Source organism: Xanthomonas sp. CFBP 7698 (assembly GCF_003600855.1).
GTDB lineage: Bacteria > Pseudomonadota > Gammaproteobacteria > Xanthomonadales > Xanthomonadaceae > Xanthomonas > Xanthomonas cannabis.
In genome coordinates, this window is the sequence record NZ_PRDN01000002.1 from 1,006,136 (window position 1) to 1,019,422 (window position 13,287).

10 protein-coding genes are annotated in these 13,287 nt (G+C 67.1%); all 10 read right to left on the minus strand.

Annotated features, from left to right (window positions below):
• Positions 1-75: 75 nt before the first annotated feature.
• The 10 genes from ftsA to XnspCFBP7698_RS12505 all read right to left on the minus strand — a co-directional run bounded on the left by ftsA (position 76) and on the right by XnspCFBP7698_RS12505 (position 13,261).
• Positions 76-1,311, minus strand: a complete 1,236-nt coding sequence (ftsA, locus tag XnspCFBP7698_RS12460) for a cell division protein FtsA (RefSeq protein WP_003485272.1) — start codon at positions 1,309-1,311, stop codon at positions 76-78.
• Positions 1,308-2,144 carry a cell division protein FtsQ/DivIB gene (locus tag XnspCFBP7698_RS12465; RefSeq protein WP_104580958.1) on the minus strand — a complete coding sequence of 279 codons (837 nt, stop codon included), beginning with the start codon at positions 2,142-2,144 and terminating at the stop codon, positions 1,308-1,310. Before XnspCFBP7698_RS12465 ends, ftsA begins: the two co-directional genes overlap by 4 nt.
• A 106-nt stretch (positions 2,145-2,250) precedes the next feature.
• A complete protein-coding gene (locus XnspCFBP7698_RS12470; protein WP_104580959.1) occupies positions 2,251-3,207 on the minus strand; it encodes a D-alanine--D-alanine ligase in 957 nt (318 codons plus the stop codon).
• Positions 3,204-4,637 carry a UDP-N-acetylmuramate--L-alanine ligase gene (murC, locus tag XnspCFBP7698_RS12475; RefSeq protein WP_047697602.1) on the minus strand — a complete coding sequence of 478 codons (1,434 nt, stop codon included), beginning with the start codon at positions 4,635-4,637 and terminating at the stop codon, positions 3,204-3,206. Before murC ends, XnspCFBP7698_RS12470 begins: the two co-directional genes overlap by 4 nt.
• Positions 4,634-5,911 (minus strand): undecaprenyldiphospho-muramoylpentapeptide beta-N-acetylglucosaminyltransferase, encoded by a 1,278-nt coding sequence (gene murG / locus XnspCFBP7698_RS12480; protein ID WP_104580960.1) that lies wholly within the window; start codon positions 5,909-5,911, stop codon positions 4,634-4,636. The genes murC and murG overlap by 4 nt, the downstream gene beginning before the upstream one ends.
• Positions 5,908-7,272 (minus strand): putative lipid II flippase FtsW, encoded by a 1,365-nt coding sequence (gene ftsW / locus XnspCFBP7698_RS12485; protein WP_104580961.1) that lies wholly within the window; start codon positions 7,270-7,272, stop codon positions 5,908-5,910. The genes murG and ftsW overlap by 4 nt, the downstream gene beginning before the upstream one ends.
• On the minus strand, positions 7,272-8,357 hold the full coding sequence (mraY, locus tag XnspCFBP7698_RS12490; RefSeq protein ID WP_010367638.1) for a phospho-N-acetylmuramoyl-pentapeptide-transferase: 1,086 nt from the start codon (positions 8,355-8,357) through the stop codon (positions 7,272-7,274). Before mraY ends, ftsW begins: the two co-directional genes overlap by 1 nt.
• Entirely contained in the window at positions 8,347-9,909 is a 1,563-nt protein-coding gene (gene murF / locus XnspCFBP7698_RS12495) for a UDP-N-acetylmuramoyl-tripeptide--D-alanyl-D-alanine ligase (RefSeq protein WP_104580962.1), read from the minus strand. The genes mraY and murF overlap by 11 nt, the downstream gene beginning before the upstream one ends.
• On the minus strand, positions 9,906-11,381 hold the full coding sequence (locus XnspCFBP7698_RS12500; RefSeq protein ID WP_199680167.1) for a UDP-N-acetylmuramoyl-L-alanyl-D-glutamate--2,6-diaminopimelate ligase: 1,476 nt from the start codon (positions 11,379-11,381) through the stop codon (positions 9,906-9,908). Before XnspCFBP7698_RS12500 ends, murF begins: the two co-directional genes overlap by 4 nt.
• Positions 11,382-11,389: 8 nt before the next feature.
• Complete coding sequence (locus XnspCFBP7698_RS12505) at positions 11,390-13,261, minus strand: penicillin-binding protein 2 (protein ID WP_047697612.1); 1,872 nt, start codon at positions 13,259-13,261, stop codon at positions 11,390-11,392.
• Positions 13,262-13,287: the final 26 nt, after the last annotated feature.

Genomic DNA, 13,287 nt, shown 5'->3' on the forward strand with positions numbered 1-13,287 from the left:
TCACCGCTCTCCACTCAAGCCTGCTGCAACCGCTTTGCCTTTGCTTCTACCGATTCTCGAATCCCGATTCCCGATTCAAAATTCGCCGCGATACCAGTTCTTCAATTTCTTGAACAAGCTGCCCGCGCGCCCGGTCGGGATCGACGGACGGCGCGGATGTTCGATCTGGCTGCCCATCAGCAGCAGGCCCACGCCGGAGGCGTGCACCGGGTTGCCGACGACTTCGCCCAGGCCGGTGACGTGCTGCGGAATGCCCACGCGCACCGGCATCTGCAGCATTTCTTCGGCCAGTTCGACCACGCCTTCCATCTTCGAGGCGCCGCCGGTGAGCACCATGCCGGCGCGCACCATTTCTTCAAAGCCCGAACGGCGCAGTTCGGCCTGCACCATCTCGAAGATTTCTTCGTACCGGCCCTGCACCGCCTGCGCCAGCGCATGCCGCGGCATGCGGCGCGGTGGGCGGTCGCCCACCGACGGCACCTGGATGCTTTCTTCGGCGGTGGCCAGCTGCGCCAGCGCGCAGGCATAACGCACCTTGATCTGTTCGGCTTCCGGCGTGGGCGTGCGCAGCATGTGCGCGATGTCGTTGGTGACGTGGTCGCCGGCGATCGGCAGCGAGGCGGTGTGGCAGATCGCGCCCTGCACGTACACCGCAAGGTCGGTGGTGCCGGCGCCGATGTCCACCAGTACCACGCCCAGCTCGCGCTCGTCGGCGGTGAGCACGGCCACCGAGGAGGCCAGCGACGACAGCACCAGATCGTCCACCTGCAGGCCGCACTTCTGCACGCACTTGGTGATGTTGGCCGCGGCCGACTGCGCGCACACCACCAGGTGCGCATGCACCTCCAGGCGCACGCCGGTCATGCCAACCGGGTTGCGGATGCCTTCCTGCGAATCGTCCAGCACGTACTCGCGTGGAATGGCATGCAGGATGCGCTGGTCGGCGGGAATGGCCACGGCCTTGGCGGCATCGAGCACGCGCTCCAGATCGCTCCAGGTCACTTCGCCATCGCGGATCGGGACGATGCCGGGCGAGTTCTTGCACTGCACGTGGTTGCCGGAGATCGAGGCATACACCGAGCGGATTTCGCAGCCGGCCATCAGCTCGGCTTCTTCCACCGCACGCTGGATCGACTGCACGGTGGATTCGATATCCACCACCACGCCGCGCTTGAGACCGCGCGATTCATGCGAACCGATGCCGATCACTTCGATCGGATTGCCGGGCGAATACTCGCCGACCAGCGCAACGACCTTGGAGGTGCCGATGTCCAGTCCAACGATGAGGGATTTGTCGCCTTTGCGGTTCATGTCTTAAAGCCGGGAATAGCGAATGGGGAATGGGGAATCGTCAACAGCGGTACACGAATGCGGGGAGAGTTGAGAACAAGTGTGTGAGACGCAGCGGGCGATGCGGGCTTTGGCTTCTTCTCGATTCCCGATTCCCCATTCTCCATTCGCCGTTCAACCGTAAAGCCATTGGTGTAGCGCAGGTCGGCGCGTGCGATCGGGCGCTGCGGGTCGGTCAGCTGCGGGAGCACGCGGGCGAAGCGTTGCAGGCGGGCGCGGGCATCGTCGCGGCCGATCACGATCTGCACGCCGTTGCTCAAGCCCAGCGACCAGCTGCCGCGCGCGTCCATTTCAAGACGCTCCACATCCAGCCCGGTCGGCGCGAACAACGCACGCGACTCGTTGTAGAGCGCCACCACGTCCTGGGTCTTGCTGTCCGGGCCACCAAGTTGCGGCAACTTGAAGTCCTTCAACAGTGGCGGGGTGCGGAACAAGCGGCCCTGCTCGGACAACATGCGGTCGGTTCCCCAGCGCGCGAACGGCTTGTGCTCGGTCACGTGCACTTCCAGCACGTCCGGCCAACGCTTACGCACCTGCGCACTTTCCACCCATGGCAGGCGCGCGATCGCGTCCTGCGCGCTCTGCAACTTCACCGCGAAAAAGCCCGAGCGCGCATACGGCAGGACCACCGCACGCAACTGCTCGGCCGGCACCCGCTTGAAATCGCCAGACACCCGCAACCGCGCCAACGGCCAGCGCTCGGCGCCGACCCAGCCATTGAGCACGGCCACCACCGGCAACGCGACCAGCGCCACTGCGAGCAACCACGCCAGGATGCGCAGGGTGGCGTTCATGGGTGTGCTCCGCACACGGGAATTGGGAATCGGGAATAGGGAATCGCAACGGCAACAGCGCATCTGCTGTTACCCATTCCCGATTCACGATTCACGATTCCCGGCTTCACAGCGTTTGCTCCAGCACGCGCCAGACCAGTTCTTCGAAGTCGATGCTGAGCTGGCGGGCGGCCTTGGGTACCAGCGAGTGGCTGGTCATGCCCGGGGCGGTGTTGACCTCGAGCAGATAGAGCTGGCCGCTGCTGCCATCGCGCATCACGTCCACGCGGCCCCAGCCGCGGCAGCCGGCAGCGCGGAAGGCGTCCAGCGCGAGCTGGCGGATCTGCACTTCGGCCTCGCCCTCCAGACCCGGGCACAGGTATTGCGTGTCGTCGGCCAGGTATTTGGCGTTGTAGTCGTACCACTGGCCCTTGGGCACGATGCGGATCGACGGCAACGCGGTATCGCCGAGCACGGCAACGGTCAGTTCATCGCCTTCGATCAATTGCTCCATCAACAGCGCACCGTCGTAGCGGGCAGCCAGGGTCACCGCCTCTTCGAGTTGCGCCTGGTCGAAGACGCGGCTGACGCCGACGCTGGAGCCTTCGTTGGCCGGCTTGACGATGACCGGCAAGCCGATCTGCCGGGCCGCGGCATGGATGTCGTCGGCGCTGGCGCCGGCAGCCAGACGCGCGTAGCGCGGCGTGCTCAGGCCCAGCGACAGCCACACCTGCTTGGTGCGGATCTTGTCCATGCTCAGCGCCGAGCCGAGCACATCCGAGCCGGTGTACGGCACGCCGAACGCTTCCATCAAGCCCTGCACGATACCGTCTTCGCCACCGCCGTTATGGCCGTGCAGCACGTTGAAGACGCGATCGAACTGCTGTGCGACCAATGCCTTGGCCAACGCCGGAATGCCATCGACCGGCTGTGCATCCACACCGCGTGCGCGCAGCGCTTCCAGCACATTGCTGCCGGAGTTCAACGACACTTCCCGCTCGGACGAGGTGCCGCCGAGCAGCACCGCAACGCGGCCGAATGCGGCCGGGTCGCTGGTGCGGGCATTGGCGATGACAGCGCTCACGCCTGCTCTCCAACAAACCCGTTGTTGATGATGTGCTGGGCCACATAGCCGATATCGCCGGCGCCCATCATCAACAGCAGGTCGCCGTCCTGCAGCACGTCGGGCAACACTTCGGCCAGGCCGGAAATCTGGCCCACGACCACCGGCTCGCTGCGGCCGCGCGCACGGATGGCGCGTGCCAGTGCGCGCGAATCGGCGCCGGGGATCGGCGCTTCGCCGGCCGGGTAGACCTCGCTCAACACCAGTGCATCGACCGTGCTGAGCACTGCGGCGAAGGCGTCGAACTGGTCACGGGTGCGGCTGTAGCGGTGCGGCTGGAAGGCGACGACCAGGCGCTTGTCCGGCCAGCCGCCACGTGCTGCCGCAAACACCGCTTCCAGTTCGCGCGGGTGATGGCCGTAATCGTCGACCACGCGCACACGTGCGCCGGTGCTGGTGGTGACTTCGCCCAGATCGTTGAAGCGACGGCCGATGCCGGCGAAATTTTCGAGCGCGCGCGCAATGGTCTGCGGCTCCACGCCCAGCTGCCAACCGATTGCGGCGGCGGCCAGGGCGTTGAGCACGTTGTGACGGCCCGGCAGCGCCAAGGTGACCGGCGTGGTGGTGCCTTCGGGCAGACGCAGCGTAAAGCGCATGCGCGGGCCGTCCTGCACCACATCCTCGGCGCGCACGTCGGCGTTCTCGCTCATGCCGTAGCTCATCACGTGACGCGGCGTCTTGCCGGCCAGTGCAGCCACTTCCGGGTCGTCGATGCACAACAGCGCCAGGCCATAGAACGGCAGGCGCTGCAGGAATTCGGCGAATGCGGCCTGCACGCGGGCGAAGTCGTTGCCGTAGTTTTCCAGGTGATCCGAATCGATGTTGGTGATCACCGCCATCAACGGATTCAGGCGCAGGAAGCTGCCGTCGCTCTCGTCGGCTTCGGCGACCAGCCACTGGCCGCCACCGAGCTTTGCGTTGGCACCTGCGGCCAGCAGCTGCCCGCCGATGACGAAGGTCGGGTCCAGGCCACCTTCGCTCAGCACGGCTGCCGCCAGGCTGGTGGTGGTGGTCTTGCCATGCGTGCCGGCCACGGCGATGCCGCGGCGGAAGCGCATCAGCTCGGCCAGCATCGCTGCGCGCGGCATGATCGGAATGCGCTGGCTGCGCGCTTCCATCAGCTCGGGGTTGTCTTCGCGGATGGCACTGGACACCACCACGCAATCGGTGCCGAGCACGTTGGCGGCGGAGTGGCCGCGCATCACGCGCGCACCCAGCTTGGCCAGACGCCGCGTCGCCGCGTTATCCGAATTATCCGAACCGGAGACTTCATAACCCAGCGTCAGCATGACCTCGGCAATACCGCTCATGCCGGTGCCGCCGATGCCGACGAAATGCACGCGCGGAAATGCGCGCACCAGATCGCCACTGTCCTGCAGACGGCGGATCACAGGGCACCTCCTGCGGAGGTGCGAATCGGGAATCGGGAATCGGGAATCGTGTAAAGCGAGGCACCGACGGCGTTGAGCGCCTGATCGGTACGCTTGTCTTCTTGCATCACTGTGTGTTCCTGCAGTTGTTTCGAGCTCTGCCCATTCCCCATTCCCGATTCACCACTCCCGGCTTCCTGAAGAATGATGTCGGCGATCCGCTCTGCGGCATCCGGCTTGGCCAGGGTGCGGGCGGCTTGCGCCATCGACAGGCGACGGGCCGGGTCGTTGAGCAGGGTCTGCAGGAGCTGCTGCAGACGCACCGCGAGGCCGTCGTCCTGCTTGAGCAGCACGCCGGCATCGGCGCTGACCAGGTATTCGGCATTGCGGGTTTGATGGTCGTCCACCGCTGCGGCGAACGGCACCAGCACGCTGCCGATGCCGGCGGCGCACAGTTCGGCCAACGTGGATGCACCGGCGCGGCACACGACCAGATCGGCCCAGGCATAGGCCGCCGCCATGTCGGCGATGAAGGGTTCGACACTGGCGTTGACCCCTGCCTGTGCGTACGACGCTTCGGCTTCGGCGCGCAGCTTTTCGCCGCACTGATGGCGCACGTCGACATCCGGGTGACCGAGTGCAGCCAGCGCGGCCGGCACGGCCTGATTCAATGCCCGTGCGCCCTGGCTGCCGCCAAGCACCAGCAGGCGCACCGGGCCATCGCGGCCCACCAGACGTGCAGCCGGCGCAGGCAGTGCGGCAATGTCGGCACGCACCGGGTTGCCCACCGCTTCTTCGCCGGCGAAGCTGCCCGGGAAGCCGGTCAGCACGCGGCGCGCAAAACGCGACAGCACCTTGTTGGTCATGCCGGGCGCGCGGTTCTGTTCGTGCACCAGCAGCGGCGTGCCGAGCAGGCGCGCGGCCAGACCGCCCGGGCCGGCCGCAAAGCCGCCAAAGCTGATCACCGCACGCGGCTGACGCTTGCGCAGCACGAAGCCGGCGGCGCGCACCGCGCGCATCACCCGCACCGGTGCACCCAGCAACTTCACCACGCCCTTGCCACGCAGGCCGCTGATGGCCAGGGTGTCGATCTGGATGTCGTGTTGCGGCACCAGACGGGTTTCCATTGCGCCATCGGCGCCCAGCCAGGTCACCGGCACGCCGCGCGCGCGCAATACCTTGGCCACGGCCAACCCTGGGAAGATATGCCCGCCGGTGCCGCCGGCCAGAATCATCACAGGCCGAGCTCCGGCAGACGCTGCGGATGCTTGCGAGGCAGTCGCATCAACGCTCATGCGATCCTCCCGAACGTCGGTTCCACGCGCGGCTGCATGCGGCTGGTGCCGCGCAAGATCGCCGATGCCGGTGCCACCGAGGCGGCAGCGACCGGTGCGGCGGCGGCAGCGGTCTCGCGCTGCGGCTTGCGCGCTGGCGAATATGTCGGCGGCGCCGCGTCGGCGACAGGTTCGGCCGGCTCGGCAGCCGCAGTGCCCGCACCCTGCGGCGACAACTTGCTGCGCAGGCGCTCGGCACGATCCATTTCATAGGAGACGCGCAGCAACAGGCCCATCGCCACGCAGGTCATCAGCACCGACGAACCGCCGGAGGAAATCAGCGGCAAGGTCAGGCCCTTGGTCGGCAGGATGCCCAGGTTGACGCCCACCGACACGAAACTCTGCAGGCTGATCCACAGGCCGATGCCGAACGCGATGTAGCCGGAGAAGTGGCGCTTCATTTCCACGCAGCGCATGCCCAGCCAGAACGCGCGGCCGACCAGCAGCGCGTACAGCGCAATGACACCGCAGACGCCGACGAAGCCCAGCTCTTCGGCGATCACCGAGAAGATGAAGTCGGTATGCGCCTCGGGCAGATAGTTGAGCTTCTGCACCGAGGCGCCCAGGCCCGCGCCGGTCCACTGACCACGGCCAACCGCCATCAACGCATTCGACAGCTGATAGCCGGAGCCGAGCTGATCGGCCCACGGGTCCAGGAACGAGGTGATACGACGCAGGCGGTACGGCTCCAGGATCGCGATGAAGGCGAACACCGGCAGGCCGAACACGATCGGCATCGACATGCGCGGCAGGTTCACCCCACCCAGCACCAGCATGCCGGCGGTGATCGCCAGCAGCAGCGTGGACGAGCCGAAGTCCGGCTGCATCAGCAACAGGCCGACCAGCGCGATGGCCACGCCCAGCGGCTTGAGCATGGCCGGCCAGGTGGCGTTGACTTCATCGCGGAAGCGCACCAGGTAGCTGGACAGCCACACGATGTAGAGCACCTTGACCGCTTCGACAGTCTGAAACTTGGACACGCCCAGGTTGATCCAGCGCTTGGCGCCGTTGACGCTGCTGCCCAGCCCCGGCACGAAGACCACCATCAGCAGCCCGAAGCAGGCCAGCAGCAACACCTGGTTGTATTGCTCGATGGTCTTGAGCTCGGTGCGCATCGCCCAGAACGCCAGCCCGATGCCGATGCCCAGGAACAGCAGGTGACGGGTCAGGTAATAGAACGGGTTATCCGACAATTCGATCGAGCTGGAGGCCACCATCACCACGCCCAGCGAGGCGAGCGTGGCGGCCGCGCCGAGCAACCACGGGTCGTAACGACCGCCGATGGCGTCCAGTCGCGTGGCCTGGCGGGACATGTCGTTCATCAGCGCACCTTCAACGTGGCAAGGCCGATCAGCACCAGCACCACCGAAATGATCCAGAAGCGCACGATCACCCGCGGCTCCGGCCAGCCCTTGAGTTCGAAGTGGTGATGGATGGGCGCCATGCGGAACACGCGCTTGCCGGTCAGCTTGAAGCTGGCCACCTGGATCATCACCGACAGGGTTTCGATCACGAACACGCCGCCCATGATCACCAGCACCATTTCCTGGCGCACGATCACCGCGATGGTGCCGAGCACCGCGCCCAGCGACAGCGCGCCGATGTCACCCATGAACACCATGGCCGGATAGGTGTTGAACCACAGAAAGCCCAGCCCTGCCCCGGCGATCGCCGAACAGATGATGATCAGCTCGCCAGCACCGGGAATCAGCGGGATTTTCAGGTATTCGGCAAACACCACGTTGCCCGAGGCATAGGCGAACACGCCCAGCGCGCAGGCCACCAGCACGGTCGGCATGATCGCCAGACCGTCCAGGCCGTCGGTGAGGTTCACCGCGTTGGAGAAGCCCACGATCCAGAAATAGGCGATCACCACGAAGCTCACGCCGGCCAGCGGCAGCGCGATCGACTTGAACATCGGAATGTAGAAGGTGATCGCCGCCGGCACGTCGGCGGTGTAGTACAGAAACAGCCCGGCAGCCAGACCGAAGATCGACTGCAGCAGGTATTTCCAGCGCGACTTCAGGCCGTTGGGGTCGCGGCGCACGATCTTGATCCAGTCGTCGTACCAGCCGATCGCACCGAAGCAGATCATCACCGCCAGCACCAGCCACACGTAACGGTTGCGCAGGTCGCCCCACAGCAGCACCGACAAGGTGACGGTGAGCAGGATCAGCGAGCCGCCCATGGTCGGCGTGCCGGCCTTGGAGAAATGCGTCTGCGGGCCGTCCTGGCGGATCGGCTGGCCACCCTTGAACTGCGCCAGCTTGCGGATCACCGCCGGGCCCATCCACAACGACAGGAACAGTGCGGTCAGCGCGGCCAGGATGCCGCGGAAGGTCAGATAGTTGAACAGCCCGAACAGGCTCTCCAGTTGCTGCAGCCAACGCGCCAACTCAAGCAGCATGGGAGGCATCCTCCGCCGGTGCGAGCAGCGCGGTGACGATGCGGTCCATGGCGCTGCCGCGCGAGCCCTTCACCAGCAGCGTGATGGTGCCGGGACCCGGGACCCGGGACTCGGGACCCGCAAGAGCCGCTGCGGATTGCGATTGGTGTTCTTGAATCAAAACGTGTTCCTGCGTACTTGCCGATACCTGCTGTTGCTTTTGCTTCTCACCGGGCCCCGGGTTCCGGGCGCCGGCTTCACGGGCTCCGGCTTCCAAGAGATCCGCCCGCAACGCCTCGATCAGCTCCACATGCGTGGCAAACACCCGGCCACCGTCACCGAACGCCTGCGCGGCGGCTGCACTGAGTTCGCCCAATGCATACAGACGCTGCAACTTGGCCGCGCGTGCGCGCCGCCCGGCAGCGGCATGCAAGGCGGCACCTTCCGGGCCGAGTTCGCGCATGTCGCCCAGCACCAGCCAGCCATCGCCCGGCGCGGCGGCCAGTGCATCGATGGCCGCGTCCAGCGAGCCGGGGTTGGCGTTGTAACTGTCGTCGATCAACAACGCGCCGCCGGGCAGCCGATGCGCGATCTGCCGGCCGGCCACCGGGCGCGCCTGCGCCAGGCCTGCGGCAATGACCGGCAACGCGATGCAGGCACCGAGCGCCAGCCCGGTGGCCGCCAGGGCGTTGAGTACGTTGTGGCGACCAGGCAGCGGCAGCGCAATCTGCGCCTCGCCCTGCGGCGTCACCAGCGTGAACTGTGCGCCGTCGGCCTGCAGCCGCAGCTGGCGTGCACTGATGTCGGCGCTGGCCTGCAAGCCATAGCGCAACACGCGACGGCCCTGCAGCGGCTGCGCCAGCAGCTGCTGCTCGAACCAGGCGCCGAAGGCGTCGTCGGCGTTGATGACCGCCACGCCATCGGCCGGCAGCGCGGCGTAGATGGCGCCCTTGGTCTGTGCCACGCCGAGCAGGCTGCCCAGGCGCTCCAGATGCGCCGGCGCGATGTTGTTGACCAACGCGACCTGCGGCCGCGCGATATCGGTGAGATAGGCGATATCGCCAGGCTTGCCGGCACCCATTTCGTAGATCGCCACGTCGGCATCGTCCGGCGCGGCGATCACCGCCAGCGGCAGGCCGATTTCGTTGTTGCGGTTGCCCGGCGTGGCATAGACGGTGGTGCCATCCACGCGCCCGGCTTCGGTCAGGATCGACAGCAGCAAGGCCTTGACGCTGGTCTTGCCGTTGGAACCGGTCAGCGCTACCACGCGGGTGGCGCGGTCGCGCTGCATCCCGGCGGCGATCCGCGCCAACGCCAGCTCGGCATTTTCCACCACCACCTGCGGCACGCTCAGCGCCGGCAACAGGCGCTCCACCAGCAACCCGCTGGCGCCGTGCGCCACTGCGTCTGCGGCAAAGTCGTGCCCATCGAAACGCTCGCCACGCAGCGCCACATACAGGCTGCCGTTGGACAGCGTGCGCGTGTCGTTGCTCACCGCATCGATCATGGCGTCGTCGCCCTGCAGCTCGCCGCCCGCCCAGTGCGCAATCAACGACAACGGGGTGAGCTTCATGCGCGCACTCCCAGCGTGGTGCGCGGCAGCAAGGCTTGCGCGGCCACGGCGGCATCGTCGAACGCATGCCGCACGCCGGCGACTTCCTGGTAGGGCTCGTGGCCCTTGCCGGCGATCAAGACGATGTCGGCGGCGCTGGCCATGGCGATGGCCTGATGGATCGCGGCGGCGCGATCGCGCTGCACGATGGCCGCGTCCGGGTGCGCAAAGCCGCGCAGGATGTCGGCCACGATCGCATCGCCGTCTTCGCCGCGCGGATTGTCGTCGGTGACGATCGCCACATCGGCATTGAGCTCGGCAATCGCCGCCATCTGCGGACGCTTGCCGGTATCGCGTTCGCCACCGCAACCAAAGACGCAGATCAACCGGTCCTGCGCATGCGAGCGCAGGCTGGCCAAGGCCTGTTCCAGCGCATCGGGGGTGTGCGCGTAATCCACCACCACCAGCGGTGCGCCGTGCGCGCCACCGAGCCGGTTCATGCGGCCGTGGATCGGCTGCAGCTGCCCAAGCACATCGGCGATCCGCGCCGGCGCATAGTCCAGCGCAGACAACGCACCAGCCACTGCCAGCAGGTTGTCCACATTGAAGCGCCCCAGCAACGGCGAGCGCACCGCATGCGCCTCACCGGCGATGTGCAGCGCGAAATTGATGCCGGTGTGGTCCAGCTGCAGATCGCTGGCGCTTACGCCGGCATCGGCCTGCCCGCGTGAACTCACACCGATCGCGCGCAGCGCAGGATCGAGCGAGGCAAACAGCGTGCGGCCGAAGCCATCGTCCAGATTCACCACCGCCGCCTTCAGCCCGGCACGGATGAACAGCCTGGCCTTGGCGGCGCCGTACTGCGCCATGTCGCCGTGGTAATCGAGATGGTCGCGGGTGAGATTGGTGAACACCGCCACGTCGAAATGCACCGCATCCACGCGGCCCTGGTCGAGCGCGTGCGAGCTGACTTCCATGGCCACCGCCTGCGCACCGTCATCACGCAGCTGCGCCAGCAGCGCATGCGTGGACAGCACCAGCGGCGTGGTGAAGCCGGTCGGCACGGCAGCGCCGTACAGGCCGACGCCCAGCGTACCGAGCGTGCCGGTGGGTGTGCCGAGCAGGGTCAGCGCCTGCGCCAACAGCTGCACGGTGGAGGTCTTGCCGTTGGTGCCGGTGACGCCAAGCATGCGCAGCGCGCGCGACGGATGGCCATGGAACTGGTCGGCCAGGCGGCCCAGCCGCGCGCGCAGGCCCGGCACGGCGATCGCATCGGCCGGCGCCGGCAGATCGGCCGGTGCGGGCGGCTCGAACAACACCGCTACCGCGCCGTTGGCACGCGCCTGTTCGACAAAGCCCAGCCCGTGTGCGCCGAAACCGGCGATGGCCACGAAGGCATCGCCCGGGCGTACCGCGCGGCTGTCCATCACCAGGCCCGACACCTGCACGTCGTGCGCCAGCGTCAGGTCCGGCAACAGCTGCGACAGCGGCAGCGAGCGGCTCACTGGCGGCTCTCCTGCAGCGGCGCGGGCTGCGCGGATGCAGGCGCGGCCGGCGGCGGCGCGGCGGCGGTCGGAATACCGGCCGAAACTTCGTCCACCGGGTCAGGTACCAGCGCCGGATCCAGATCGACCGGCTGCGGCTTGACGATCGGCTGGCCGGTCTTGCCGGCGGCCTGCGCGGCCAGCCACGACTGGATATCGTCCGGCGGCACGTCCATCAGGCGCAGCGCACCTTCCATCACGCGATGGAAGACCGGTGCGGAGACCAGGCCGCCGTAATACACCTTGCCCTGCGGATCGTTGATCACGATCACCGTGGCAAAGCGCGGGCGCGTCGCCGGCACCAGGCCGGCAAACAGCGCGTTGTAGTGCCCGCGCTCGTAGCCGTTGGCGCCGTTCTTGCGTGCCGTACCGGTCTTGCCGGCTACGTGATAGCCCAGGATCGCCGCGCCCTTGGCGCCGCCCTGGGTGACCACGGTTTCCATCATGTCGATGACCTGCCGCGCTACTTCCGGCGTCACCACCTGGCGGGTTTCGTTGTGCTGGCCGCGCACGAAGGTCGGCGGCGTCAGTTTGCCGCCGTTGCCCAGCGTGGCGTAGGCCTGCGCGATCTGCAGCGGCGTCACCGACAGGCCGTAGCCGTACGACATCGTGGTCTTGGACGGGCCGCTCCAGCGTGCCGGCTGCAGCACCACACCGGACGATTCGCCGGGGAACCCGCTGTGCGGTGCGCTGCCATACCCGAAGTTGCGGATCGACTGATAGAAGGTCTGGTCCGGCACCTTGGCGGCAATCTTGGCCGCACCGATGTTGGAGCTGCGGGTGATCACGCCGGTGACGTTGAGCACGCCGTTGTTGCGCGGCACATCGCGGATGGTGAAGCGCCCCACCGACATGAAGCCGGGGTTGGTGTCGATGACGGTGTCCTTGGTCACCACGCCGGCGGTCAGCGCGGTAGCCACGGTCAGCGGCTTCATCGTCGATCCCGGCTCCACCAGGTCGGTGACGGCGCGATTGCGCCGCGCCGACGGGTTGATCCCGGTCACCGAATTGGGGTTGTAGGTCGGCAGGTTGACCATGGCCAGCACTTCGCCGGTGGCCACGTCCATCACCACCATCGACCCGCCGGCCGCATTGTTTTCGACCAGCGCGTTACGCAGCTCCTTGTAGGCCAGGAACTGGATGCGCCGGTCGATGCTCAGGGTCAGGTCCTTGCCCGGCTGCGCCGGACGCACCAGGTCCACGCTCTCCACGATGGCGCCGCGCGCATCGCGCACCACCTTCTTGGAGCCCGGCTTGCCGCGCAACCACTCGTCGAACGCCAGCTCCAGACCTTCCTGGCCGCGGTCGTCGATGTTGGTGAAGCCCAGCACGTGGGCCATCGCTTCGCCTTGCGGATAGAAACGACGGAACTCGCGCTGCGAAAACACGCCCGGGATCTTCAGATCGACGATCGCATGCGCCTTGTCCGGATTGATCCGGCGCTGCAGGTACATGAACTCCTTGCCGGCCTTCTGCGCCAGCTTGGCGTTCAGCTCGTCCAGCGGCTGGCCGAGCGCCTTGGCCAGCTCGGGAATGCGGTCCGGGTTGCGCAGCAGTTCCTGCGGATTGACCCAGATCGATTCCACCGGCGTGGACACCGCCAGCGGCTCGCCGTTGCGGTCGGTGATCATGCCGCGCGAAGTGGCGATGGGCAGTTCACGCAGGTAACGCGCTTCGCCCTGGCGCTGATAGAAATCGCGGTTGACCAGCTGCACATAGGCCGCCCGGCCGATCAGAGTGACCGAGCACAGCCCCAGCGCCACGCCCACCAAGGTGAGGCGGCCGCGCAGGTTGAAATTGCTGCGAGGGCGGTTGCGACCAGCCTTCACCGCATACCTCCCTGCAGAAAGCTTGG

Coding starts and splice junctions, on each gene's coding strand:
- ftsA (WP_003485272.1), bottom strand. CDS start 1,311: ATGAACCGCAAAGGCGACAAATCCCTCATCGTTGGACTGGACATCGGC.
- XnspCFBP7698_RS12465 (WP_104580958.1), bottom strand. CDS start 2,144: ATGAACGCCACCCTGCGCATCCTGGCGTGGTTGCTCGCAGTGGCGCTG.
- murG (WP_104580960.1), bottom strand. CDS start 5,911: ATGAGCGTTGATGCGACTGCCTCGCAAGCATCCGCAGCGTCTGCCGGA.
- ftsW (WP_104580961.1), bottom strand. CDS start 7,272: ATGAACGACATGTCCCGCCAGGCCACGCGACTGGACGCCATCGGCGGT.
- mraY (WP_010367638.1), bottom strand. CDS start 8,357: ATGCTGCTTGAGTTGGCGCGTTGGCTGCAGCAACTGGAGAGCCTGTTC.
- murF (WP_104580962.1), bottom strand. CDS start 9,909: ATGAAGCTCACCCCGTTGTCGTTGATTGCGCACTGGGCGGGCGGCGAG.